Origin of the sequence: Alteriqipengyuania abyssalis (assembly GCF_019857185.1) — a bacterium.
Lineage (GTDB): Bacteria > Pseudomonadota > Alphaproteobacteria > Sphingomonadales > Sphingomonadaceae > Alteriqipengyuania > Alteriqipengyuania abyssalis.
Genome location: NZ_JAHWXP010000002.1, coordinates 378,301 through 400,977 on the forward strand (window position 1 = coordinate 378,301; position 22,677 = coordinate 400,977).

Sequence of the window (22,677 nt, forward strand, 5' to 3'; positions counted from 1 at the left end):
GCTCACCAGTTTGACCCGGCCCGGCTGACGCAATAGATCGCCGGTCATTCGCGAATGGCGGTTCCCTCGCGGGGCCGCCATTTGTCGTTCACCGTTTTGAATTTCCCGGAGTTGCCATGTCGATCCCCGCCCTGATGCCCGTCTATCCCCGTTGCGACGTCCGCCCCGTGAAGGGCGAACACTGCCATTTGATCGACGAAGACGGCACGCGCTATCTCGACTTTGCCAGCGGCATCGCGGTCAACCTGCTCGGCCACAGCCACGAAGGGCTGATCGGCGCGATCCAGAAGCAAGCCGAGACGCTGATGCACGTCTCCAACCTCTACGGCAGTCCGCATCAGGAAAAGCTGGCGCAGATGCTGGTCGACGCGAGTTTCGCCGATACGGTGTTCTTCACCAATTCGGGCGCCGAGGCGGTCGAATGCGCGATCAAGACCGCGCGCGCGTTCCACCAGCACGAGGATGGCGACCCCGCCCGGACCGAGCTGATCACTTTCACCAGCGCGTTCCACGGGCGCACGATGGCGACGATCAGCGCCAGCAACCAGGCCAAGATGCACCACGGCTTCCTGCCGCTGCTGCAGGGCTTCAAATATTGCGAGTTCGACGATCTGGCCGCTGCGAAGGCCGCGATCGGCCCGCAGACCGCCGGCTTCCTGGTCGAACCGATCCAAGGCGAGGGGGGCATCCGCCCCGCCAGCCAGGAGTTCATGCAGGGTCTGCGCGATCTGGCCGACGAACACGGCCTGATGCTGGTGCTGGACGAGGTCCAGTGCGGCGTCGCGCGCACGGGCAAGTTCTACGCGCACGAGCTCTACGGCGTGAAGCCGGACATCGTGGCGAGCGCGAAGGGCATCGGCGGCGGTTTCCCGCTGGGCGCCTGCCTTGCGACCGAACATGCCGCCCGCGGGATGACCTTCGGCACCCACGGCTCCACCTACGGCGGCAACCCGCTCGCCATGGCGGCGGGCGTCGCGGTGATGGAAGCGGTCGCCAACGACGAATTCCTTGCGGGCGTGCGCGACAAGGGCGCGCGGCTGAAGGCGCGGCTGGAACAGTTCATCGGCAATTATCCCGACCTGTTCGAACTGGTCCGCGGCGAAGGCCTGATGCTCGGCATCAAGATGAAGGTCGAAAGTCGCCCGTTCTTCCAGCACCTGCGCGACAAGCACCAGTTGCTGACCGTGGCGGCAGGCGACAACACGCTGCGCGTGCTTCCGCCGCTGGTGGTGGGCGATGCGGAGATCGACGAGTTCTTCGACAAGCTGTCTGCCGGTGCGGCGGACTACGAAGTGCCGGACGCCAGCTGATGGGCGCGCGGCATTTCCTCGACCTCTCGGACGCAGGCGGCGATGCCCTCGCCGCGATGCTGAACGACGCGATCGACCGCAAGGGTGCGCGCAAGTCCTGGCCCAAGGGCAAGGCGGACGCCGATGCACCGCTGGCGGGCCATGTGCTGGCGATGATCTTCGAGAAAAGCTCGACCCGCACGCGGGTCAGCTTCGACATCGCGATGCGCCAGCTCGGCGGCAGTGCGATCGTGATGGAGAGCGGCTCGATGCAGCTCGGCCGCGGCGAGAGCATCGCCGATACCGCGCGCGTGCTCAGCCGGATGGTCGATGCGATCATGATCCGGACCGACGATCACGCCAAGGTCGAGGAAATGGCCCGCCATGCCAGCGTGCCGGTGATCAACGGGCTGACCGACGCGTCGCACCCGTGCCAGATCGTGGCCGATCTGCTGACCATCATCGAACACGGCAAGGCGCTGCCGGGGCTGGAACTGGCCTGGCTGGGCGATGGCAACAACGTGCTCCACTCGATCCTCGAGGCCGCTGGCATCTTCAAGTTCAACGTGCGTGTTGCCACGCCAGCAGGTTTCGAGCCCGAGGCGGCGTTCGTCGAAGCGGCCCGCGCGGGCGGCGCGACGATCACGCTGACGCAGGATGCGCAGGCCGCCGCGAGGGACGCGGACGTGATCGTCACCGATACCTGGGTCTCGATGGGGCAGGAAAACGCCGCGAGCAAGATCGCCGCGATGCAGCCTTTCCAGGTCAACGACGCGCTGATGGCGCTGGCCAAGCCGGAGGCGGATTTCCTCCACTGCCTGCCTGCGCATGTCGGCGACGAGGTGACGCAAAGCGTGATCGAAGGGCCGCAAAGCCGCGTGTTCGATGAGGCGGAAAACCGCATCCATGCACAGAAATCCGTGCTTCTCTGGGCTTTCGGCAAGCTCTGAATCGCAGGGGGTCTTGGGGAGACGGCGGGCGTTCTTATATAGCCCGCCGTGACCGATACTCTCCCAACAAGCGAAACCTTCTCCGACCACCTGCTGGGCGCGTCGATCCCCTCGCGGGATACGCGCCTGCGACTCGTGCGGCTCGACCGCACGCTCGACGAAATCCTCGCCGCGCACGACTATCCCCCCGTGATCCGCAACCTGCTCGCCGAAGCGCTGGTGGTTGCCGCGCTGGTCGGTGCGCTGATCGACGAGGATGACGAAGAGAGCGCAGAGGGCGAAGGCGGCGGCCAGATGACCATGCAGGCCCAGACCGAGGCGGGCATCGTCAAGCTACTGGTCTGCGACTTCCGCCAGGGCGCGGTGCGCGGCTATGCCGATTTCGACGCCGAGGCGCTGGCCAAGCTGGGTGCCAATCCCTCGCTCCCGGCGCTGTTCGGCAAGGGCTATCTCGCGATCACCTTCGACGTGCCCAAGCGTGGCGGGCGCTATCAGGGGATCGTGCCGCTGGAGGGCGAAAGCCTCTCCGCTGCATGCGAGAGCTATTTCCTGCAGTCCGAACAGGTCCCCACGCTGGTGCGCGTCGCGGTGAAGACCGAAGGCGAGCACACGTTGGCAGCAGGCCTGCTTGCACAGCATCTGCCCGATGGCGAGGTCGGGCGCGAGCGGCTGCATGTGCGCCTTTCCCACCCGCACTGGGAGCATGTCGAGACGATGGCAGGCTCGATCCGGCACGAGGAGCTGCTCGACGAGGCGCTCCCACTCGAAGCGCTGGTCTGGCGGCTGTTCCACGAAGAAGACGAGGTGCGTGTCTTTCAGGGAAAGCCGCTGACACGCGGTTGCCGATGCAGTGTCGAACACTACGAATCGATCATTCGTCGATTCTCTCAGGAAGACAGGGCCGAAATGCGCAATGAAGCGGGTGACATTCTGGTCGATTGCGCGTTCTGTTCGCGAATTTTCACAATCGACGCCTAGCGGCGTTCATCTCCGGTGTGGGTGAAATCGTGTATAGATACGTTTCTACTTTAACAGAATCGCCGAATTTGAAGGGGATAGGGCAATGACGAGACGCGGGATCACCATCTCCCTTGCGCTCGCCCTCGCGGGGGGCGTTGGCCTTGCCGCGCCGCTTGCCGCGCAGGGCGGCTCGACCACCCTGTTCGGCAAGCTTCATCTCGGCACGTGGGAAATCCGCGAGCGGGGCGAAGGCGCGAGCACGCGGCGGATCTGTCTCCGGCGTGAAAGCGATCTGGTCCAGCTGCGCCATCGCGGGATGCGCTGCAGCCGCAATGTGATCAACGACAATGGGGTCAGCGCGACCGTCCATTACAGCTGCAACGGCAATGGTTATGGCCAGACCGATATTCGCTGGGAATCGCCCGCGCTGATCCAGCTGCGGACCACGGGAATCGAACGCGGTTCGCCCTTCTCGTTCGAGGCCGAGGGCCGGCGGGTGGGCGACTGCAAGTGATCCGCGTGCGCTGTTCGGGCTTGCGGATCGATCGCGCAAGCCGCTAGCGCGGAGCCCATGACGGGCAAAAATCCTGACACCATCGCCGCCGCCCTGCTTTCGGGTGGGCTCGACTCCATGGTTGCCGCCGCTCTGGCGCGCGAGCGTGGGCACGAAGTCCACGCGCTGACGATCGATTACGGCCAGCGCCACGTGCGCGAGATCGAGGCCGCGCGCAAAATCGCCAAGGCGCTGGGGCTTGCGAGCCATCGTGAAATCACGCTCGACCTGCGCAAGTTCGGCGGATCGGCGCTGACCGCCGATATCGACGTACCCAAGGACGGCGTCGATGGCACGATCCCTGTCACCTATGTGCCAGCCCGCAACCTCGTATTCCTCGCGCTGACCACCGCCTTTGCCGAGAGCATCGGCGCAGGCCGGATCGTGATCGGGGTCAATGCGCTCGACTATTCGGGCTATCCGGACTGTCGCCCCGAATTCATCGCCAGCTTCGCCGAAACGGCCCGGCTGGGCACAAAGGCGGGGATCGAAGGCGGCGGTTTCGCGATCGACGCTCCGCTTCAGTTCCTCGGCAAGGCCGAGATTGCGAGCGAGGCGAACCGGCTTGGGCTCGATACCGCACTCAGCTGGTCGTGTTACGACCCGAGAGGGGATGGCCTGCCGTGCGGATTGTGCGATAGCTGTCGTCTGCGCCGCAAGGGTTTTGCCGATGCGGGGCTGACCGACGGGCTGACTTACCCGGCGGATACATAAGAAAAACGACGAGGGGGATGAATGGACGCGACGGACAAGCCCGCATCGGCACCAGATGCCAAGGTGCCCGCCTATAGCTGGTACGCGCTCAGCGTGCTGGTGCTGGTTTACGTGCTCAACTTCGTCGATCGCCAGATCCTCTCGATCCTTGCGAACGACATCAAGGCGGATCTGGGCGTCGACGACGCGTTTCTGGGCTTCCTCTACGGCACCGCCTTTGCGATCTTCTACGCGCTTTTCGGCATTCCGCTGGGCAAGCTGGCAGACAGCTGGCACCGCGTCAGGCTGATGACGATCGGTCTGGGCCTGTGGTCGCTGATGACCGCGGCGTCCGGCTTTGCGAAGAATGCGGCCATGCTGTCCGGCGCGCGCGTCGGGGTCGGGATTGGCGAGGCGACGGCGAGCCCGTCCGCCTATTCGCTGATTTCGGACTGGTTCCCCGCGCGCCTTCGCGCCACCGCGCTCGCGATCTATTCCTCGGGCCTGTATGTCGGCGGCGGTATCTCCCTGGTGATCGGCGCGCTGGTGGTCGAGAACTGGAACGCGGCTTACCCCAATGGCGGCCCGCTGGGCCTCGCCGGGTGGCAGGCAGCCTTCATCGCGGTCGGCCTGCCTGGCCTTCTGCTCGCGATCTGGGTCTTCACGCTGAAAGAGCCGGTGCGCGGCCTGATCGACGGAATGCCGTCGGAACCGGTCGAGAAGCCGTGGCGCGGCTTCGTCGAGGAGCTGCTGCAGATTATCCCGCCGTTCACGATTCTGGGGGCCGCGCGGCGCAGCCCGACGGCTCTGGCGATCAATCTCGTCGGGCTGGTCGGTTTCTTTACCGCCGCTTGGCTGATCACCCTACTGGCGGAGACGGGACAAGGCTTCATCATGGGGGGAATGGGCTTCGACCTGGCGATCTCGGATCAGTGGTTCCTGCTGGCGGTCGGCTATTACGCGATCTTCAGCTGGGCGAGCGCGCTGCGTTCGCGCGATCCACAGACCTTCGCGCTGACTTGGGGTTCGCCTGCCTTTCTGTGCACCATTCTGGGATACGGCACGGTCGCCTTCATCTCCTACGCCACGTCCTATTGGGGCGCGCCCTACGGCGAACGGGTGTTCGAAATTTCCAAGAGCGAGCTGGGCCTGCTGCTGGGGGCGCCGGCAGCCGTGACCGGGTTCCTCGGGGTCATCGCCGGCGGCCGGATGGCAGACTGGCTGTTCACCAAGCTGCCGGGCGGGCGGCTCTATGTCGTGCTCTTCGGCCTGCTTGCGCCGGTGCCGGTGGTGTGGGTGATGTTTACTACCGACAGCAAAGCGCTCTTCCTGGTGCTAGCGGCGGTTGCTCAGCTGTTCGCGTCGAGCGCGCTTGGCGCCGCCGCCGCGACCAGCCAGTCGCTGGTACTGCCCCGTATGCGCGGGGTGGCGACGGCCACGTTCTTCCTGGCGACGACGCTGGTCGGGCTCGCGCTCGGGCCGTATCTCGCCGGGCTTGTTTCGTCCAAGGCGGATGGCGATCTAGGCCTGGGTATGCTGAGCACCCTGTGGGTCGCGCCGATTGGGCTCGTCCTCCTGGTGGCGGCGCTCAAGCTGGTCCCGGCTGCGCAGGAGCGCGTGCTCGCAGCGGGTCAGTCCGAAGCCTGAAAATCCAGTAAGTGAGGCGTTGGGGCGGGGCCGCTGGCCTCGCCCCTTTGCTTATCAGGCCTGTTCGAGAACGCCGCAGCGCACGCGCGAACCGGCATTGCCCGACGGGTCCGTACGCCCGTCGTCTGCGTCCGCGTGGATGACCACGGCGGTCCCGTCAGCATCGAAGATCTGGTCGATCACGTAAGTGCGCGTGCCGTCGAGCGGCACCTGCACACTGGCGGTGCCGTTCGCTGCCACCACGAGGTTGGGCAGATCGCCCAGATGGCTGCCGTCATTATCGAGCAGGCCATGGCCCTTGTTCGCGGGATTGAGGTGCCCGCCTGCCGACTTGAAGTCGGGCAGGGCGCAGCGCCCGGTCGTGTGGAGGTGGAAGCCGTGCTCGCCCGGGGTCAGCCCCTCGACCGTGACGGCCAGCTCCGCGCGGTGCCCGACACCCAGCAGACGCGCTTCGCCCGTGGGATTGCCGTCGGTGTCGAGCAGGGTGGCGGTGGCAAGCGTCTCTTCGCTGGGCGTTGGCGTTGTCGCGCAGGCAGCGAGCGCGGCGGCGCAGGTGAGCCCCACAGCGGTCGGGGCAACGCGGGCGAACTTGGAAAGGCGTGTCATGACAGGTGATCTCCTCCGTTTTCACCTGCCCAACGAAGAAGGGGCCGGATTGCTCCGGCCCCTTCCAGTGTTTCGTAGCGGAAGTCCGCTCGATTACATGCCCGAACCCGGACCGTAGGTGATTTCCACGCGACGGTTCTGCAGTTCGCGGACACCGTCGGCGGTCGGAACGCGGGGGTTCGCTTCACCGAAGGCTTCGCTGCTGATGCGAGCGTCGGGGATGCCACGGCCGGTCATGTACGAACGGACCGAAGCGTTACGACGTGCCGCGAGGCCGAGGTTGTACTGAACGGTACCCGAACGGTCGGTGTAACCGGCCAGCATGACCGAGGCGTTGCCGCAGTTCTGGTAAGCCGAGATCGCGTTGTTGAGAACCGAGGCCGCTTCCGGAGTGATGTCCGAACGATCCCAGTTGAAGAACACGATGTACGGGCCCGTGTTGCACGTCACCTGCGGCGGGGGCGGCGGCGGCGGCGGCGGCGGCGGCGGTGCCGGCGGTTCGCCGAAGTTGTAGGTCACCGTGCCCATCAGCGAGTGCGAGCGCAGGCGGCCTTCGAGTACGTCACCAAGACGATCGACCATTTCGATGTTCTGGGCGTTGAAGAAGCGATACTTCAGGCCGACATCGATGCGATCGGTCACCGGAGCGCGAACGCCCGCGAGGATCTGCCAAGCAAAACCGGTGTCCGAATCGTCGAGACCCGGCGCGCCGTTGGTGTTGATGGTCGTCTGGACCTTGGTCCGGGCGACACCGACACCGCCACCGACGAAGCCCTGCAGGCCGTCATCGGGACCGAAGTCGGCCAGGCCGTTGACCATGAAGCTCAGCGAGTTGACGTAGCCGTTCGCAGGGAACTGGCCTGCGGCTGCGAGGCGCGTACCGGCACCGGCCGGGAAGCCGAGCGTGCCGACGATGAGCTGGTCGGCGTCGGCTTCACGGTAGCTCGCTTCGGCTTCGATCCGGACGGGGCCGAAATCGTAACCAACGAGACCGCCGAAGTCGTAGCCGGCGTCGTAATCTTGGGTGAGCTGGTCTTCGACGCCATTGACGTCGAAGTCGAGGTCTTCGACCAGCATCGGACCGCCTTCAACCTGCACGTACCATTGGCTGTCACGTGCAAGTGCCGGCGATGCGAGCATCGTCGAAGCCATCGCCATTCCGATGACGATATTGCGCATTACTGTAATTCCCCTTTGTAATGATTGGGAGCCACCAGGAGGCCCCCACTTAACTTTTCCCCAGTTCCGAGGCAAGCAGACAGGCCTTCGTTTCCGTAAAGCGAAGACACTGTTGCAAGTTTGCCTCATCAGCGAGAGCGTCTTTTGATGGAAGCCGGGATCAATCCCTGTTCCTCCCGGCCCGCCAACGCTTCGTCAAACCGGCGGTTCCCGGCGGCGCTCTCAAATCCCCAGGCCAGAGGCGCGAAGTTGCACGATCAGTTCCGCGATCGCGGAGCGCGCTTCCGTGTCGATCGTTGCACCGCCAGTGGGGATTGTGGGCAACGCGACCGTCTGCCAGCCATCGCGCCAATGACGCAAGCCGCCCAGCGCGCGGTCGAACACCACGGTGCCTTCCCAAGGGTGTGCGTATATCCATCTGCCTGCGATCCGGAACGCGAGCGCGCCATCGCGCCCCGTCCACTCGCCCTGCGCTTCCGCACCCACGATCCAGCCGGCTCCTTCAGCGGGCTCCGCCGGAGGATTTTCCGCCTCGCCCTCCACCACGGGGCGCAGCAGCGCGTCGATCCGCGCAAGTGCCTCGTTAACGGTTGCTTCCTTCTGCGCCTGGGCGACGAACAGGAAGGGCAGATCATTGCGCGGCGATCGCGCTGCGAATTCCGGCGGAATGGACATCAATTGGTCTCCTGGGATGAGGCAGTGGGAAGACGAACGGGGTGCGACAGGCCGCGGGCGCCGATCTGGCGAACCCACAGCACCGCTGCCGGATGAAGTGCGCGCCAGTCCGCCCATTGGGTTTGGGTCAGGGAGAAGCCTGGCCCGCTCACCTCCCACAGCGCATGTGGCGCTTCGAGCGGACCGAGGCCGACCTGATAGGCTTCGCGCTCCTCGACCAGCGGCATGTCCACCCCGTCCTCCCAGCGCCAGCCCCCACGTGTCCTGCGCACCCAGATCCACACCGGATCGCCCGCCTCCGTGAGCCCGGCACGCGGGTGTACAGGGGGCAGCGGGCGCTGCGTGACGCCGGCGGAGACAAGCGCGGCGTAGACCGGCCCGGTCGAGCCGACACCGGGAAGCGCAGCGATTTCCACGTGATCCTGCGCCGGGAGCGCGACCAGCCGGTGGTCGATCAGGATCGCGGCAGTGCCCGGCGCATGGCCCGCAGCCGCGTGATGCTCGGTCCCCGCTCGACCGCGCAGCAGGCCGGTCAAGCGCCAGCGCGCATCGCCGAGCGGCTCGGCATGGCGGAACTGGAGCACTTCCTCGCCCAGCAGCAGGCGGTTCGCGCCGCCCAGCAGCGCGGGCATGTCGACCGATTGCAGCTGCATGCCGGCCGAGGCCAACGAGATCTCCAGCGTGGCCTCCGCCTCGAACAGCAGGCTGGGGGAGGGGGCGAGCGGCGAGAGGCTGGCACCCTGCACCGTGTCGCCACGGCCTACCTGCCCGAGCGGAAGCAGCGCGTCGCCGTCCACCGCCGACAGCGCGATCGGGCTGCGCGTGCCCCCCATGCTGAGCGCGGCGTAGCGTTGCGGCGTCGCCGGATCGCCCGATCCGTCCCACGGCAGCTCGACATAGCGAAGCACGAGCTCGCCCGGGACGTCGTCGAGCGGGGGCGGGCCGGAGCCCGGATCGGCAACCGACTGCCCCGCAGGGAGCCGCGCGATCCGCTCCAGCCCCAGGTCGATCCCGTCGGCGTGCCATTCCCAGCTGGTCACGCGCCAGACATCGCCGTGGCTCGCGCGCGTCACCACGGCCCCCGGCACGATTCCCGCCGCAGGCTCTGCGATCCGCCATTCGAGATTGTCGCGTGCGGTGAGAGCGCGGCGGTGCAGCGCGGTGATCCGTCCCTGTGCGTCCGGTGCGGCAAAGGCTCCGGGGAACTCGATCTGCCCGCTCGCCCCGCCGACGCCCGGCGCACGCTGGAGCGAGGGCTGGTAGTCGCGCGCGGGATCGTAATAGCGCAAGGCCGCTGGCACCTCGCGCGTGGATGCGTCGCGGCGCACGCGTGGCTCGGCACGATTCTCTGCGTCGAGGCGACCGACCACCGGCGGCGGCAGCGCGATCGGCTCGCGGGCCTCCACCGGCGACAGGGATAGGCCCGTGGCGGTCGCGCCAAGCGTCAGTGGGAAAACCTGTGCCACATGCGCCAGCAGGTCCGCGCGCGACCCGCCCTGATCGGCAAAGCCCCGCAAACCCGTCAGCGGGACACCCGCTCCAGCCGCAAGCGGTATGTTTTCAAGCAGGTCGATGACATCGAGCGTGCCGTCGGGCGCGATCACCTCGAAACTGAGCGCTGGGATACGATTGCCGAAGCTGGCCAGTTCCAGATCCTCGAACACGATGTAGGCGAGGTCGCGGAATGCACAGCCTTGCGCGCCCTTGTCGGCGGCGATCAGCGGATCGACTTCGTCGTCTCCGGTCCCCTCGTGCAGCCGCATCGTCCCGCCGACCTTCAGGTCGCCCGCGCTCCCGCGCAGCAATGCACCGTCCGCCCAGATTCGCCCGATTGCGGCGACCGGGCGGCTCGACAGCGCGACTGCGAAGGAGATCGCGTAGCTGTAGGTGGTGGTCTTCGGCTGCCCCTTGCCGCCGCTCGTCTGACTGCTTTCGACCAGTTCGGTCGCCCAGATGATCGCGCCGGGCACGCGCATCGTGCCGAACACGCGCGGCACCGGCTGGCCGTAACTGGAGGTGGACACCGCCAGCTCGGTCAGGCGCGGGCCTTGGCGGGTCGGCGTGCCGATCACCGCGCTGTCGACCACGCGGCCCAGCACCGCCCCGATCGCCCCGCCGATCGGCCCGCCGAGCGCGGTGCCGACCGTGGACAGGATCAGCGTTGCCCTGATGTCTCTCCTTGCGGATCGGAGGCGGCTCGCCAGCAGGCGAGCACGCGCCAGTGATAGGGCAGCGGGCTTTCGACGACCCGGCGAAGCCCGGCGTGGGCGTGGACGATCCGGTGCCGGTCTACGGCGACCGCCGCATGGACCTGCGCCGGACCGGTCTCCAGAAGCAGGACGTCGCCCGCGCGGCGTGGCCCGCGCATCGCGATCAGGCCCGCTGCTGCCAGCGCCTGATGCGGAAGCGTGAACGCTCGGCGTTGCGGGCGGTAATCCGCTGGCAGCGCGAGTGGGATCTCCGCCGCGGCGAGGCTGGCCAGCACCAGCCCGATGCAGTCGAGCCCGATCGATGGATCACGTCCCTGCAGGCGGAACGGTGTGCCGACCAGATCGCCCGCCGCGCGTGCGATCCGGGTTGCCCTGTCCATCAGCTGCGCGAGGGATAGCGGGCGACGAGGTCGTTGCCCGGCAGGAAGGGTTCGCCGCGAAAATTCACCGCATTGGCGAAGCGGGTGGAGCAGGTGGCGATGGTGCGGTCGCAGCCCTCTCGCAGCCGGGCGCGGGTTCCCTCGCGCACTCCGGCGGGGATGCTGCCGTCGAGCACGAGCATTCCGGCCTCATCGGCGATAATGGTCTGGCGCAGGCCGACCGCGGGCCCGTCCAGCCAGCGCAGCTCCCCGAACACGAAATCCGCGCTCGCGAGCCCTGCGAAGCCGACCGCATTGGCACCTGCGTCGATCGCCGCGACCTGCCGCTCAACCGTGAAGCGTGCAGGCGACAGGTTGCAGCCGGGGCCGCAGAAGCGTGCGCGGCATCCCGGGCTGGTGCGCGGGACCGGGTCTTCCTCCGGTGCGGCCTTGGCCGAATGCAGCTGGGCGGAGAAACCGTCGGCGACGGCCTCCGTCTGGCCGATCGTGCCCCAGTAATGCGCCTGCGCCTCGCCGCTCTGCCAGTCGATGCTGCCGATCGTCACCGCTGCGCCGTCGAAGCGGCCCGCTTCCAGATCGGCTGCCGAGATCGCGTCATGCGTGATCGCGCCATCCATCTGCGCATCGTCGCCTGCAATCTCGCCCGTCAGGCGCAGCGCGGCGGGGCGGATGCCGGGCGCGGCGCGCAGGCGCACGCCGTCCAGCATCAGATCGCGGTCGTGGCTGGTGAAGCCCAGCGTCACGCCATCGCGCCGCTCGATCCGCCAGAAGAAGGCACGGGTGGCGAGCCGGTCTTCCCCATATACCTCGCTCATGCTGCCTCCCTGATCTCGATCAGCGGCACGCTGGGCGCCTGCCCGGCGGCAAAACCAGCGGCGCTGATCGCCAGCCGGTCTTCGGCAAAGCGCACGGGCACATCGAACAGGAAGCCCGCGCGCACTTCCGCTCCGGCCGCCGGGGCATCGTCGAGCACCACGAAGCCCAGCGGGTCGAGCGTGAAGCCAGCGGTTTCCTGACCGCCGACCGAGACGCGCACCGTGCCGCTACGGGGCCGGGTGATCCGCCGCACCTGCGGCTCGGGTTCCTCGCCGTAGCGTTTGACCAGCGCGAAGCGGGTGGTCTCGCCATCGCCGAGTCCGAGCAACTGGTCGGCAGAGGTCGGCGCGCCCGTGGTGCCGTTGGAGGAGAAATCGAACGGATCGGTCAGGCGAAAGCCGCGTGCGGGGCCATGCCGCGCGCGGAAGAAGCCGAGAAGCGTTGCCAGCTCGCTCTCCGAACGAATCCCCGGCCCGACATCGAAGCGCAGCCGCGCGTCGGCCCACTGCGCGGTGCGGCGCTCATGGCCCGAGGCGGTGACCAGTACCGAGGTCGAGAATTCGGGGCTCGCGCTGGCATCCGTGCCGAGCGTGAGCGGATAGGGGACGTCGTCGAAGTTCTGCATGTGGTCCTCGCGCTGGTCGGTCTGGGGCGGGGCAAGCCGGGTGTATCCGTCGCGTGCGATCTGCGGCAGCGCCCACACGAAGCGCTGGGTCACGCCGCGCATGCGCGCCTCGTCCAGCGCGGCGTCGATCCGCGCCCAGTAGGCGGGCGCATCTTCGGCGTTCAGCGCGAAGCCCGCGAAATAGTCCTGCCGGTCGATCGGGTAGCCGAGCCGTGCATCGACATGGGCGTAGGCCGCGCGGCGGCGGGCATCGGCAGCCGCAGTCAGCCAGTCGTAATCCTCCAGCTGCAAGCGGTCGAAGGCGGGCCAGGCCCAGCCGACCGGCAGATTGGCGCGTTCTATCTCGGGCATCTGCCCGTCGAGGATCGTCGGCGTGAAGGCGAGCAGCAGCACTTCCGCCTCACCCCCGGCAGCATCGCGCACCGCCTGCGCCAGAGCGGCGGTGGAGGTCGAGAGCAGCGCGCCCGCTGCATCGAGCAGTGCCTTCTGCGCCTCATCGAGCGGTGCGCGCATATCCGCGATGACAGGCGGATCGCCGCCGAACGCGGCCCTTGCGGCATCGTCGTATAGGCACGGTGCAAAGCTGCCCGGTGTGACCCACCACCACGGCTCGCCGATCTGGAAGCGAACCGGCATGTCAGCGCTTCGCGCAATCTGGACGAACGCCGCCGCGACCTGCCGCAGATAGCCCATCGCCCCTGCATGTGCGGGCGAGAGCAGCGCGGAGGGCGGCTCCCACCCGGTCTGTGCGGGCGCGCCATCGGCGCTGCGCTGTTTCCAGTCGTTCCAGCAATGCGCGTCGAACAACTCGTAGGACAGCGACCAGATGATCTCGATCCCGGCGGCCTGCGCCTCCTCGGCGTAGGCCCGGTGCCACGCAGCGCAGGCATCGTTGAGCACACCGCCTGCCAGGCTGACGTAATGCCCGCCGCCAAGCGGTTCGAGCCGGAAATAGTGGCTCATCCCGACATAGTGGACCACCCGCCCGCGATAGCCGAGCTGGCGAATCTGGCGGATCAGCCGCGCTGGCGTCTGGTTGAAGCAGTCGTCATAGGCGGTCGCGATCTGCTCGCCATGCTCGGGCAGCATGCTCTCGCCGATCTCCAGCATCGCGCGCGCGCCGTCGCAGGCAATATCGCTCATCTCGACCCAGCCATCGGCGCGCTGGGCCAGCGGATCGGCGCTGCCGGGCACGTAGCCGGGCGGCACCAGCGAGATGAACATGCGGTCGATGTCGTGCGGATGGACGGGCTCTCCGGGCAAGGCGAAGCCGCTTTGCAGTGCCGAAAACGGCAGCGTCACCACCGCGTCTTCCGGCGAACCTGCCGCATAGTTCCACAGCCGGACATACCACGCACGCGCCGCGCCGCTGGCATCGCGTCCCTCTATCGTCAGTGTCGGCCCGTGCACCGCGTCGAGCGGGATGACCCCACCGCTGCGCCAGCGGAAGCTGAGCACGGCATGGGCGTAGTCGCGGTTCGTGACGTAGGCGTGCAGCGGATGGTCGAGCGTGTCCTCGCTCTCCCAGATAAGCCCCGCCAGTTCGCCCGCATGATGAAATTCGCAGGTCAGCCGCAGCGCATCGGGCGCGGTGGTGACCACGCTCGCCATCATCGGACGGGGGAAATTGACCGTCCAGAAGCGCGGGTCGAAGCGCTGGATATGGTCGTGCTCCTGCCCGTTGCGGTCAGCGCAAAGCCAGTAGGCCATCAGCTGTTCTCCATCGCCCGGCGCAAAGCTGCGGCGATCTGCCGGCTGGAGCGTTCGAGCGCGATCGGCGCGGCAGTGCCCGCGGGCGCGGCCAGCTGGATCGCAACATCCACCCTCCGCGCGCCGCCGCCATGTGCTGTCAGCGGCACGATCCGCCCATCCGACGGGGGTACGAAGAGTTCGGGCCCGCGCTCGCCGACCAGATAGCCGCGCTGCGCGCTCACCGGGCCGCCGGTCGCGCGGCCGGGCAGGCCGAGCACGCCGCCCAGCAGAGTGCCGACGATCCCGCCCAGCGGATTGTTCGCCCCGAAAATCTGACCGAGCCCGAGCTTGAGAGCCTGGCTCGCGATCCGGTCGATCGCCTTGCTGGCGGAGGCCTGCAGATCCTCGAAGCCGAGGCTGCCGCGCCGGATCGCGCTCAGCAGGCTGCGTTCGAGAACGTCGCCCGCGCGCGAGAAGCCTGCCACGAGTTCGCCGTCGAGGTCTTGCCGCATGCGGGCGACATCCTCGGCAAAGCCGCGCGTGTTGGCGCGCACGTCGATCAGCATTGCGTCGACCGGGTCGGCTGCAAGGTCAGGCATCGGGATATTGCTCCATCAGGCTGTCGAGGTCGCTTCGGTCAACGCCATCGCCGGTGGGCGAAGTCGGACCGAGCGCGGCGGCGAGTTCGGCGGGGGTGGCATTCCAGAACGCCTCCGGCGTCCAGCCCAGCGCCTGCGCGGCGAGCGCCGCGAGCGGCGGCACACCCGGGGAGAAGGCGCGGGTCATCGGCCCTGCAGAATCGCGCCGAGCAGCGCGCGCAGCGGCGTGGTGGCGGCGGCAAGCCCGCCTGCCAGGATCGCATCGCCCACAGCCTCGCGGGTCAGCCCGTCGCGCGATTGCAGGCAGTGTCAGAACAGCGCGGCGATCTCGGCCAGGCGCAGCTCGCCATTGGCTGCACGCTCGACCAGCGCGAATAGCGGGCCGAGTTCTTCCTCCGCCGCGACCAGCGCGGTGAAGCTGGGGCGCAGTTTGCGCACCTCGCCCGCGATACGGATTGCCGCTTCGCCGCGCAGGGGATTGGGGGGCGGATTGGGTGCGTCACCCCGGACCTGTTCCGGGCTCATGCCGGGACGACCGGGCCCGAGCTTTCGAGCTGGATCGTGTAATTGCGCTCGCCATTGAAATCGCCCGAATAGTCGAGCCGCTGGACGAGGAAGCGCCCGCGCAGCCGCGCACCATCCTCGAACGACAGCTCGTAATCGTCGATCGTCCCGGCCAGCGCGTGGGTCTGCACCCGCGCCTCGGCATCCGAGCCGAGGAAGATGCCCCCCGCGCTGACCGAGACAGAGCGCGTGCCCGCGCCCGACAGCAATTCGCGCCAGCCGCCCGATCCCTTGTGGGTCACCACCACGCTGTCGCCATTGATCGCCAGCTGGGTGGTCCGCAGCCCGGCGACGGTCTGGTAGGCGGGCGGGCCCCCGTTTTCCTGGGTGCCGTCGCCGATCTTGAGGAGGAAGGCGGAGCCTCTTTGTGCGGTCATGGGATGTCCTTTCGGGATCAGTCGGAAGCGAGCAGGCGGAAGCGGTATTCGCGCAGGATCGCGCGGGCGTTGTTCGCGCGGCGTTCGGCGCGGCCGCGCAGGAAGGCGGCGCTGACCACGCGGAAGCCGGACTGCTGCACAGGCAGGGCGAGCGTGCGGGCATCGACCCGTGCGGCGATGTCCCCGCCGCTCGCCGGATCGTCGCCGTGCAGCCGCAGTTCGAGCGCGATGCGCACCTCGCGCCCGGCCTCTGTCTTTGTGCCCCAGTCGGTCGAGGCGGAGGCGACCAGTGCGATCCACGGGGGCGAGGCGCGCTCCACCTCCGCCTCGGCGACCAGATTGATCGCGTCCATCAGCGCCGGATCGGCGCGCAGGTGATCGAGCAGCGCGGCGCGCAGCCGGGTTTCCATCAGTCGTCTCCGAAATGAGGCCAGAGCCGGTCGGGCGAGCGCCACGGATCGCCGCCCAGCTTTCGGGCGCGGTTCTCGAGGCGCTTGAGGGCCCGCCGCTCCAGCGCATGGGCCAGCCGGTCGAGCGCGGGCATCCGCACGCGGATCATCCCGGCCATCACGCCAGCCTCAGCACGCGCCAGGGCCGCCACAGCGCCGCGATCGCGGCGGGTGGCTCGCCGCTCGCAGCCTCTCCCTCGCGGTGGAGGAAGGCGGCGAAGCGCAGGATGCCGTGGCGCAGGCCATCGGGCAGACCGGGCCAGTCCGGCGCGAGGCCCGCCTCCAAAGTCACCACCACGCGCCTGAGATACGGGCCTGCGCGCAGCCGCAATTGCGCCGAGCCGTCGCCTGAAAGGTGGAGGTCGTAATCCTCCTCGCCCAGCGCGGTGCGGGTGCCGTCATCGGCGAGCCGCTCGATCTTCGTGAGGCGCGCGATCGGGCGGCTGGCAAGCCGCGTCCATTCGTGGCTCGCCTCCAGCACCACCTCGATGGTCGAGGCGATCGGAGTGAGGCCGGTGAACCGCTCGCACGCCTCCATCGCGGCACCGATCAGGCCGGTCAGCTGCGCGTCGTCGGCCGGGCGGGTGATGCCGAGCCAATGCTTGAGCTCGGCCAGCGCGGGCGCGAGATCGCCGGTCGCCAGCACCGTGCGTATCATGGCGGTCTCCTGAAATGATCGTCGTGAAAAGGGCGCCCGCGCCGGCCGGGGGAATGGGGGAGCCGACGCGGGCGCGGCGGCGCGGTTGCGGGAAGGGCCCGCCCGCGCCGCCCGGCGTCAGGCCTCGATCCGCAGCAGCTTGATCGCTGCGCTGTCGAGCACCTGCCCGCCGATCCGCTTGGTCGCGTAGAAGTGGACGAAGGGCTTGTTGGTGAAGGGATCGCGCAGCACCTGCGTCGCGTTGCGTTCGGCGATCAGATAGCCGTGGCGGAAATTGCCGAAGGCGATCGGATATTCGCCGCCCGCAATGTCCGGCATGTCCTCCGCCTCGACCACCGGATAGCCCAGCAGCCGGTCCGGCTGGCCCTCGATCAGGCCGGGCTGCCACAGGAATGCGCCGTCGCTGGTCTTGAGCTTGCGCACCTCGGCCAGCGTGGTCGAGTTCATCACGAAGCTCGCGCCCTGGCGGTGGCCCGCCTTCATCGTGTGGACGAGGTCGATCAGCTTTTCTTCCGGATCGGTGCCGAAGCCGGTCGCATCGCCGGTGCCGACATATTGCACACTGCCGAAGGCGCGCGCCGCATCGCCCAGCGTGCTGGTGGGGGCCTTGAGGAAGCCGCGCGGCTGGTTGGTGCCGGAGCCGTTCACGAACGCGGCCCCTTCGGCGCGGGCGAACTCCATCGCGATCTCGCTCGACAGCCAGGATTCCAGATCGAAGCCCGCATCGTCGAGCATCGCCTGGCTCGCCGCCGGGTTGGCGTAGAGATCGCCGCTGGGTGGGGCGATTTCGGCAAAGCTGGGCGTGTCGGTCTCGGGCCGCACGGCCGTCTCGCCCGCCCAGCCGCTCGCCGTGCCGCCGGTGGCGACCAGCTTGCGATAGCCCGCGCTGCCGGTCTGGACGACCTGCGCCAGCGCGCGGATTGGGCTGATCTCGGTCAGCTGGCGGGCGATCATCGCATCGATCTGGCGCGGCACGGCATAGCCGCCATCGCTCGGGCTGGTGCCGGAGATCGACTTGATCTCATGCGTATTGCCGCGCCGCAGATAGCCATCGACGAAGCCCTTCACCTCGGTCTGGGCGGCACTGGCGGCAAGCGCGGGGCGCTGCGCCGCACGCTGTGCGCCCTGGGCGATGCGGTCGACCCGCAGCTTCACCTCTTCGACTTCGCTGCGCAGGCCCTCGACCTGCTGTTCCACCCGGTCCTGCCGGGCGACAATGTCGAAGCTGGCGTCGATCGCGGTGGCGTCCGGGTCGGCCGGGGCAATGGGCGCGGTGTCGGGAAGGGGCATGTCCATGATGGCAGTCTCTCTTTCGTTGGGCACGGGAAAGGCCCCCTCTCCTTGCAGGGGAGGGGGTTGGGGTGGGGCAGACGAGGGTGACGGGGTCGGAGGAAGTCAGGCGACCAGATGCACCCGCGCGCCATGCTGGAGCGGGTGGGTGACGAGGCTGATTTCCATGAGGTCGAGCGCGATCAGCTCGCGCCCCTGCGGTCCGCTATGCGCCGACTTTGCGCGGAACCCGAAGCTGAGACCGGACACTGCGCGTGCCGCCAGCAGAGCAGCCGCGCGGCTGGCGGGCCGGTCGATCGCGGCGACCACGCGCAGGCCGCGCGCATCCTCGCCGATCCGCTCGACCCAGCCGATCCGCTGGCGCGGGTCGTGCTGCCACAGCAGCGGCAGAGGATCGCGGCTTTGCGCGAGAGTGGCGGCAAAGGCACCGGGGCGGATGGTGTCGCGCGCGGCATCGGGCACGTCGAACAGCGCGGCATAGCCGGCGATCCTCATCGGACCAGCTCCGCGACACCGAGCCGCACCGCGATCCCGACCAGCAGCGCCGCGAACACGCCGCGCACCAGCCACTCGATCGCGGCCTTCCACGCGCTTGCCTTGGCATCGCGCCAGGCCTGCAGCAGTTCGCGCAGCTCGTCGATATCGCCCGAGGCGGCTTCGTCCGACAGGCCGATCCGGGCGAGCGCGCGCGCCGCGCCCAGCTCGCCCGCTTCCTCGGCAATCGCGCGCAGCGTGACCAGCTCCGCGCCCTCGGCCCGCGCCTGCGAGAGCAGCGCGGTGAGCATGTCTTCGGTGGTCATGCCTCGTTCTCCTGCGGGGCGAGGCCGAGCATTGCGCGGCGTTCCTCTGGCGTGAGGAAGTCCGCCTCGCTCACCTGCTTCCACAGCCGCTCGCGGTCTTCGGACAGCGCGGGCACCCGGTCGAGATCGACCGCGATCTGCGCATCGGAGAACCACGGCGCCATCCCGGCAGCGATCCCGCCGAAGATCTTGTCCGCCAGCGGCAGCAGGGTGAGGCGCCACAGCGCGCGGTTGGCCTCGCGATAGTTCGAATAGGTGTTGTCGCCCGGCAGGCCGAGCAGCATCGGCGGCACCCCGAAGGCGAGCGCAATGTCGCGCGCCGCCGCTGCTTTCAGCGTGGCGAAGTCCATGTCTGCGGGGCTCAGCGCCATGCTCTGCCAGCTGAGCCCGCCTTCGAGCAGCATCGGCCGCCCGGCATTGCCATTACCCTGGAAGGCGCGGGCAAGCTCTGCCTTCAAACGCTCGAACTGGTCCGCCGTCAGCCCCTGTCCGTCGCCCGGCTGGTAGACCAGCGCGCCAGAGGGCCGCGCGGCGTTTTCCAGCAGCGCATGGTTCCAGCGGCTCGCCGCGTTGTGGATCGCGATGGCCTGCGCGGCGGCGCTCAAGGCCCCCGCACCATAGTGATCGTCGCCGGGGTTGAGGCACTTGAGGTGGATCAGCTCGGGCCACCCATCCTCGTCCTCCAGTGGGATCACATGCGTCTGCGCGCCGAGGTGATAGGCGAAGGCCTCGGGCCAGCCGATCGGTCCGGGCCGGATCGCGACCCGCTCGGGCCGCAAGGCGAACAGCTCGACCGGCTTGCCGCTGGCGTCCTTGAGGATCTGGATGAAGGCATTGCCGTGCAGCAGCAGGTGCGCCGCGATCGTCTCGACCAGCGACTGGCCCGCGCTGGGCGCGGTGACCAGCGCGAGCAGGTCGTCCGCATCTGTAGAGACAGGCGCGGCACCCACCCCCTCGGCCACGATCCGCACCGCCCGCTGCGCGACGGGGTTGGAGGCGTAGCCCGCCTGCAGGCTGGTCGCGTAGTCGAACGGCGGGGCGTGGCTTTCCAGCGCGCTCGCCCAGGGCGAGGCGAACCCGCGCGCAATAGGCACACGGGCGCTCCCCCCGCCCTTGAAGGCGGAGGTGATGGAGGTGAGGAAGGACATGGGGGTTCTCCAGACGGGAGTTCGCGGTTCAGTCGCCCCGGACTTGTTCCGGGGTGGTGCTTGTTTCATTCCCTGCCGATGCGGACCTTCGAACCGACCGTATATATTCTCGCCAGCCGCTATCGCGGTGCGTTGTATACGGGCGTCACGTCGGACCTGCTGGCGCGGATCCATCAGCATCGCTGCGGTACCTTCGATGGCTATGCAAAACGGCGCGGTATCGAGTCGCTCGTCTGGTTCGAGCGCCACGATGACATTGAGATCGCAATCCGGCGCGAGAAGACGATCAAGCGCTGGTCGCGCCAGTGGAAGTTCAACACGATCGAGGCGAGCAATTCCGAGTGGCGCGATCTGGCCGTCGACCTAGGTTTTTCGCCGCCTTAGAAGCACCACCCCGGAACAAGTCCGGGGTGACCCGGCGGCTCACATTCCCCGCACCCTGGGCCTCCCGCTGCGCCCCAGCATCAGCTCGGTCAGCGCCCAGACCAGCGCGTCGGCGCGGTCGGGGGAGCGGCCCGGGCCTTCGTAGCCGCCACCAATCGTAAGTCCGCATAGCTGGTCCTCCAGCTTTGCGAACAGCCCGGCGTGGCGCACGCGGCCCGCTTCGTACAAAGCGGCGACCGGCTCGGCGCGGGCGACCTTGCCTCGGCTGGCGTGGACCAGCTTGACCGGCAGCGACACATCCGCTGCGCGCAGCACGCTTTCGACCATCGCGCCGCCCTGGTTGGCTTCGGCGATCACGCGGTCGGCCTCCCACTTCTCGGCGGCTCGTGCGACGGCGCGTGCCCATTTTTCGGGCGAGGCGTGTTCGACGCTTTCGTCGGCGAGGACGGTGGCGAGCGCTTCCTCATCCACGCCGCAGACTACGATGCCGCAAGCGTCGCCGTGGGCGCTGGCGGGGGGATCTACGCCTATGACGATGCGGGTGAAGTGGGAGATCCCACCCCCCAGCGGGGCGCCCGCCGATCCTGTCCGGGGGACAGGACGGCAGCCCCGCTCGCTCCCCTGAAGCGGAGGGGGAGGAATGCGGCACATTTCCAGCAGGGCGCGGGTCCACAGCGCGCCTTCGATGTCGGTTAGCAGTTCGCCGTCCAGTTCCTGCCGCCCCAGCGTGGTGCTGGCGAACTGGCGGCGCATCCGGTCGACGAAGCGGGTGGGGAGGTTGCCCTCGTTGTCCCAGGTCGTCCCGCGCGTCACCGCGACGTCGCCGGTTTCGGCCTCGTCCAGCAGTCGCCGGACCAGCGGCACGGCGCGCGGCGTGGTGGTCGCAGCCACGCGGGGGTGCTCGCCCAGCCGCAGGCCCATCTGCAGGTTGTCCCACGCCGCCGTGGCCCGCTCGCCCGCATTGTCCCACTTGGCGATCTCGTCGCACCACGCGTGGCTGTGCTGCGGACCGCGCAAGGACTCGGGCTCGGCGGCGGAGTAGCAATAGCCGCGCGCGCCGCTCGCCCACGAAAGCCGCCGCAGGCTCGGCTCCCATTGCGGCGCATTGTTCGGCGCGCACACCGCGAGGATGCCGCTTTCGCCCTCGATCATCACGCTGCGTACCTCGGCCAGAGAGGCACCGACCAGCGCGATCCGCGCCTCCGGGTCGCTCCGCGCGACCGCCCGCACCCATTCGGCCCCGGCGCGCGTCTTGCCGAAGCCCCGCCCGGCGCAGATCAGCCAAGTGTCCCAATCGTCCGGCGGCGGCAGTTGCTCGGGCCTCGCCCATAGACGCCAGTAAAGGCCGAGCGCGTCGGCTTCGTCCTCTCTCAGCGAGGCGTACCAGTCGACCAGCGCGGCGTCCGACAGGTTGGCGAGCGCATTGAGCCGCCTATGGTTCATCGGCGTGACCCGGCGCCGGTTTGGGAAGGCGCCGTGTGCGGATCGCGTCCAGCTTCCGGTCGAGCGCGGCGAACACCGCCGCCTCGTCCCGCCCGCTGCGGCGGGCACGTTCCTCCGCCACCGTGGCGCTGTGCGCGGCGAGCAGGCGGATCGCGTTGGCGATGTCGAGCTTGCGCTCCGGATCGTGGCCGCGCAGGTAGGCGAGCGCCTCCATCTCCAGATGTTCGTACCCTTCGTACAGCGCGGCACGCCATGCGGCGGCGAAGTCCGCATCTTCGCGCCGGGTCTTGTAGGCGCGGCTGGGCGAGATGCCCGCCGCCTTCGCCGAAGCGGTGACGCTGGAGGTCGCGGCCAGTGCCTGGAGGAAATAGGTCCGCCAGTGCTTGCTGATCGGGCCTTCCTCTCCTTCGCGTTTCTGCGTGTCGGTAATGCGCACGTTCTTGCGACGCACCCGCTGGGCGGATGCGCTGCTGCTATTGGTCGGCATGAAATGATGATCCCGGGGGCTGGCGTCTGACTTAGCGATTGGCCCCCGCCGTGCCCGCACCATCGCGATGTTCTTTCTCCCTAACCAAATAGCGTCACGATGTCAATGCTAAAATAACCTATCTGGTAAATTGACCGATCTACGCTCGCGCTTGCGCGGGGTGGGCGGCTGGCCTAAGCGCTGGCGAAATCTGGGAGGGAGCG

The 22,677-nt window shown here is 68.4% G+C and carries 26 protein-coding genes and 1 pseudogene; 7 read left to right on the plus strand and 20 right to left on the minus strand.

Features of this window, described 5'->3' with window-relative positions; genetic code table 11:
* The first annotated feature begins 116 nt into the window (after window positions 1-116).
* From KYN89_RS06990 to KYN89_RS07015, 6 genes are all read left to right on the plus strand, one after another.
* Window positions 117-1,310 (plus strand): aspartate aminotransferase family protein, encoded by a 1,194-nt coding sequence (locus KYN89_RS06990; protein WP_222824422.1) that lies wholly within the window; start codon window positions 117-119, stop codon window positions 1,308-1,310.
* Window positions 1,310-2,239, plus strand: coding sequence for an ornithine carbamoyltransferase (argF, locus tag KYN89_RS06995; protein ID WP_222824423.1), 930 nt, complete (start codon window positions 1,310-1,312; stop codon window positions 2,237-2,239). Before KYN89_RS06990 ends, argF begins: the two co-directional genes overlap by 1 nt.
* Window positions 2,240-2,287: 48 nt before the next feature.
* Entirely contained in the window at window positions 2,288-3,217 is a 930-nt protein-coding gene (hslO, locus tag KYN89_RS07000; protein WP_222824424.1) for an Hsp33 family molecular chaperone HslO, read from the plus strand.
* An 85-nt stretch (window positions 3,218-3,302) separates the two neighbouring features.
* On the plus strand, window positions 3,303-3,713 hold the full coding sequence (locus KYN89_RS07005) for a DUF3617 domain-containing protein (protein ID WP_222824425.1): 411 nt from the start codon (window positions 3,303-3,305) through the stop codon (window positions 3,711-3,713).
* Between the two features lie 57 nt (window positions 3,714-3,770).
* Window positions 3,771-4,466, plus strand: coding sequence for a 7-cyano-7-deazaguanine synthase QueC (gene queC, locus KYN89_RS07010; RefSeq protein WP_197634900.1), 696 nt, complete (start codon window positions 3,771-3,773; stop codon window positions 4,464-4,466).
* A gap of 21 nt (window positions 4,467-4,487) precedes the next feature.
* A complete protein-coding gene (locus KYN89_RS07015) occupies window positions 4,488-6,092 on the plus strand; it encodes a spinster family MFS transporter (protein ID WP_222824426.1) in 1,605 nt (534 codons plus the stop codon).
* A gap of 54 nt (window positions 6,093-6,146) precedes the next feature.
* On the opposite strand, the gene KYN89_RS07020 is transcribed toward KYN89_RS07015, so the two are convergent.
* The 18 genes and pseudogenes from KYN89_RS07020 to KYN89_RS07105 form a co-directional block, all read right to left on the minus strand.
* Window positions 6,147-6,698, minus strand: a complete 552-nt coding sequence (locus KYN89_RS07020; protein WP_222824427.1) for a superoxide dismutase family protein — start codon at window positions 6,696-6,698, stop codon at window positions 6,147-6,149.
* Window positions 6,699-6,791: 93 nt separating this feature from the next.
* Entirely contained in the window at window positions 6,792-7,877 is a 1,086-nt protein-coding gene (locus tag KYN89_RS07025; protein WP_222824428.1) for an OmpA family protein, read from the minus strand.
* A 222-nt stretch (window positions 7,878-8,099) separates the two neighbouring features.
* Window positions 8,100-8,552 (minus strand): DUF2793 domain-containing protein, encoded by a 453-nt coding sequence (locus tag KYN89_RS07030; RefSeq protein ID WP_222824429.1) that lies wholly within the window; start codon window positions 8,550-8,552, stop codon window positions 8,100-8,102.
* Complete coding sequence (locus KYN89_RS07035) at window positions 8,552-10,651, minus strand: phage tail protein (RefSeq protein ID WP_346727207.1); 2,100 nt, start codon at window positions 10,649-10,651, stop codon at window positions 8,552-8,554. Before KYN89_RS07035 ends, KYN89_RS07030 begins: the two co-directional genes overlap by 1 nt.
* A gap of 56 nt (window positions 10,652-10,707) precedes the next feature.
* Window positions 10,708-11,142 (minus strand): NlpC/P60 family protein, encoded by a 435-nt coding sequence (locus KYN89_RS07040; protein WP_222824430.1) that lies wholly within the window; start codon window positions 11,140-11,142, stop codon window positions 10,708-10,710.
* Complete coding sequence (locus tag KYN89_RS07045) at window positions 11,142-11,957, minus strand: DUF2163 domain-containing protein (protein ID WP_222824431.1); 816 nt, start codon at window positions 11,955-11,957, stop codon at window positions 11,142-11,144. Before KYN89_RS07045 ends, KYN89_RS07040 begins: the two co-directional genes overlap by 1 nt.
* On the minus strand, window positions 11,954-14,293 hold the full coding sequence (locus KYN89_RS07050) for a DUF2460 domain-containing protein (RefSeq protein WP_222824432.1): 2,340 nt from the start codon (window positions 14,291-14,293) through the stop codon (window positions 11,954-11,956). Before KYN89_RS07050 ends, KYN89_RS07045 begins: the two co-directional genes overlap by 4 nt.
* Complete coding sequence (locus KYN89_RS07055) at window positions 14,293-14,874, minus strand: tail tape measure protein (RefSeq protein ID WP_222824433.1); 582 nt, start codon at window positions 14,872-14,874, stop codon at window positions 14,293-14,295. The genes KYN89_RS07050 and KYN89_RS07055 overlap by 1 nt, the downstream gene beginning before the upstream one ends.
* On the minus strand, window positions 14,867-15,061 hold the full coding sequence (locus tag KYN89_RS07060) for a phage tail assembly chaperone (protein ID WP_222824434.1): 195 nt from the start codon (window positions 15,059-15,061) through the stop codon (window positions 14,867-14,869). Before KYN89_RS07060 ends, KYN89_RS07055 begins: the two co-directional genes overlap by 8 nt.
* Window positions 15,058-15,399 (minus strand): annotated as a pseudogene (locus KYN89_RS07065) (gene transfer agent family protein). The gene KYN89_RS07060 and the pseudogene KYN89_RS07065 overlap by 4 nt, the downstream one beginning before the upstream one ends.
* Entirely contained in the window at window positions 15,396-15,815 is a 420-nt protein-coding gene (locus KYN89_RS07070) for a phage major tail protein, TP901-1 family (RefSeq protein ID WP_222824435.1), read from the minus strand. Before KYN89_RS07070 ends, KYN89_RS07065 begins: the two are co-directional and overlap by 4 nt.
* A gap of 17 nt (window positions 15,816-15,832) precedes the next feature.
* Window positions 15,833-16,225, minus strand: a complete 393-nt coding sequence (gp17, locus tag KYN89_RS07075; RefSeq protein ID WP_222824436.1) for a tail completion protein gp17 — start codon at window positions 16,223-16,225, stop codon at window positions 15,833-15,835.
* Window positions 16,225-16,383 carry a hypothetical protein gene (locus KYN89_RS07080; protein WP_226664385.1) on the minus strand — a complete coding sequence of 53 codons (159 nt, stop codon included), beginning with the start codon at window positions 16,381-16,383 and terminating at the stop codon, window positions 16,225-16,227. Before KYN89_RS07080 ends, gp17 begins: the two co-directional genes overlap by 1 nt.
* A complete protein-coding gene (locus KYN89_RS07085) occupies window positions 16,383-16,922 on the minus strand; it encodes a head-tail connector protein (RefSeq protein ID WP_222824438.1) in 540 nt (179 codons plus the stop codon). Before KYN89_RS07085 ends, KYN89_RS07080 begins: the two co-directional genes overlap by 1 nt.
* 117 nt (window positions 16,923-17,039) lie before the next feature.
* Window positions 17,040-18,212, minus strand: a complete 1,173-nt coding sequence (locus tag KYN89_RS07090; RefSeq protein ID WP_222824894.1) for a phage major capsid protein — start codon at window positions 18,210-18,212, stop codon at window positions 17,040-17,042.
* Between the two features lie 105 nt (window positions 18,213-18,317).
* Entirely contained in the window at window positions 18,318-18,707 is a 390-nt protein-coding gene (locus KYN89_RS07095; protein ID WP_222824439.1) for an HK97 family phage prohead protease, read from the minus strand.
* A complete protein-coding gene (locus tag KYN89_RS07100; protein ID WP_010239774.1) occupies window positions 18,704-19,012 on the minus strand; it encodes a DUF6127 family protein in 309 nt (102 codons plus the stop codon). Before KYN89_RS07100 ends, KYN89_RS07095 begins: the two co-directional genes overlap by 4 nt.
* Entirely contained in the window at window positions 19,009-20,160 is a 1,152-nt protein-coding gene (locus KYN89_RS07105) for a phage portal protein (protein WP_222824440.1), read from the minus strand. Before KYN89_RS07105 ends, KYN89_RS07100 begins: the two co-directional genes overlap by 4 nt.
* Before the next feature lie 78 nt (window positions 20,161-20,238).
* Here KYN89_RS07105 and KYN89_RS07110 point away from each other — a divergent pair, with 78 nt between their 5' ends.
* Window positions 20,239-20,544 (plus strand): GIY-YIG nuclease family protein, encoded by a 306-nt coding sequence (locus KYN89_RS07110; protein ID WP_222824441.1) that lies wholly within the window; start codon window positions 20,239-20,241, stop codon window positions 20,542-20,544.
* 39 nt (window positions 20,545-20,583) lie between these two features.
* On the opposite strand, the gene KYN89_RS07115 is transcribed toward KYN89_RS07110, so the two are convergent.
* Both KYN89_RS07115 and KYN89_RS07120 read right to left on the minus strand, forming a co-directional pair.
* Window positions 20,584-21,987, minus strand: coding sequence for a DNA-packaging protein (locus KYN89_RS07115; protein WP_222824442.1), 1,404 nt, complete (start codon window positions 21,985-21,987; stop codon window positions 20,584-20,586).
* A complete protein-coding gene (locus KYN89_RS07120) occupies window positions 21,977-22,474 on the minus strand; it encodes a hypothetical protein (protein ID WP_222824443.1) in 498 nt (165 codons plus the stop codon). The genes KYN89_RS07115 and KYN89_RS07120 overlap by 11 nt, the downstream gene beginning before the upstream one ends.
* Window positions 22,475-22,677 lie beyond the last annotated feature (203 nt).

Coding starts and splice junctions, on each gene's coding strand:
- KYN89_RS07100 (WP_010239774.1), bottom strand. CDS start 19,012: ATGACCACCGAAGACATGCTCACCGCGCTGCTCTCGCAGGCGCGGGCC.
- KYN89_RS07090 (WP_222824894.1), bottom strand. CDS start 18,212: ATGCCCCTTCCCGACACCGCGCCCATTGCCCCGGCCGACCCGGACGCC.
- KYN89_RS07055 (WP_222824433.1), bottom strand. CDS start 14,874: ATGCCTGACCTTGCAGCCGACCCGGTCGACGCAATGCTGATCGACGTG.
- KYN89_RS07030 (WP_222824429.1), bottom strand. CDS start 8,552: ATGTCCATTCCGCCGGAATTCGCAGCGCGATCGCCGCGCAATGATCTG.
- KYN89_RS06990 (WP_222824422.1), top strand. CDS start 117: ATGTCGATCCCCGCCCTGATGCCCGTCTATCCCCGTTGCGACGTCCGC.
- KYN89_RS07060 (WP_222824434.1), bottom strand. CDS start 15,061: ATGACCCGCGCCTTCTCCCCGGGTGTGCCGCCGCTCGCGGCGCTCGCC.
- KYN89_RS07080 (WP_226664385.1), bottom strand. CDS start 16,383: ATGGCCGGGATGATCCGCGTGCGGATGCCCGCGCTCGACCGGCTGGCC.
- gp17 (WP_222824436.1), bottom strand. CDS start 16,225: ATGGAAACCCGGCTGCGCGCCGCGCTGCTCGATCACCTGCGCGCCGAT.
- KYN89_RS07020 (WP_222824427.1), bottom strand. CDS start 6,698: ATGACACGCCTTTCCAAGTTCGCCCGCGTTGCCCCGACCGCTGTGGGG.
- KYN89_RS07115 (WP_222824442.1), bottom strand. CDS start 21,987: ATGAACCATAGGCGGCTCAATGCGCTCGCCAACCTGTCGGACGCCGCG.
- KYN89_RS07085 (WP_222824438.1), bottom strand. CDS start 16,922: ATGATACGCACGGTGCTGGCGACCGGCGATCTCGCGCCCGCGCTGGCC.
- queC (WP_197634900.1), top strand. CDS start 3,771: ATGACGGGCAAAAATCCTGACACCATCGCCGCCGCCCTGCTTTCGGGT.
- KYN89_RS07070 (WP_222824435.1), bottom strand. CDS start 15,815: ATGACCGCACAAAGAGGCTCCGCCTTCCTCCTCAAGATCGGCGACGGC.
- KYN89_RS07050 (WP_222824432.1), bottom strand. CDS start 14,293: ATGGCCTACTGGCTTTGCGCTGACCGCAACGGGCAGGAGCACGACCAT.
- KYN89_RS07005 (WP_222824425.1), top strand. CDS start 3,303: ATGACGAGACGCGGGATCACCATCTCCCTTGCGCTCGCCCTCGCGGGG.
- KYN89_RS07110 (WP_222824441.1), top strand. CDS start 20,239: ATGCGGACCTTCGAACCGACCGTATATATTCTCGCCAGCCGCTATCGC.
- KYN89_RS07120 (WP_222824443.1), bottom strand. CDS start 22,474: ATGCCGACCAATAGCAGCAGCGCATCCGCCCAGCGGGTGCGTCGCAAG.
- KYN89_RS07025 (WP_222824428.1), bottom strand. CDS start 7,877: ATGCGCAATATCGTCATCGGAATGGCGATGGCTTCGACGATGCTCGCA.
- KYN89_RS07095 (WP_222824439.1), bottom strand. CDS start 18,707: ATGAGGATCGCCGGCTATGCCGCGCTGTTCGACGTGCCCGATGCCGCG.
- KYN89_RS07015 (WP_222824426.1), top strand. CDS start 4,488: ATGGACGCGACGGACAAGCCCGCATCGGCACCAGATGCCAAGGTGCCC.
- KYN89_RS07040 (WP_222824430.1), bottom strand. CDS start 11,142: ATGGACAGGGCAACCCGGATCGCACGCGCGGCGGGCGATCTGGTCGGC.
- KYN89_RS07045 (WP_222824431.1), bottom strand. CDS start 11,957: ATGAGCGAGGTATATGGGGAAGACCGGCTCGCCACCCGTGCCTTCTTC.
- KYN89_RS07105 (WP_222824440.1), bottom strand. CDS start 20,160: ATGTCCTTCCTCACCTCCATCACCTCCGCCTTCAAGGGCGGGGGGAGC.
- argF (WP_222824423.1), top strand. CDS start 1,310: ATGGGCGCGCGGCATTTCCTCGACCTCTCGGACGCAGGCGGCGATGCC.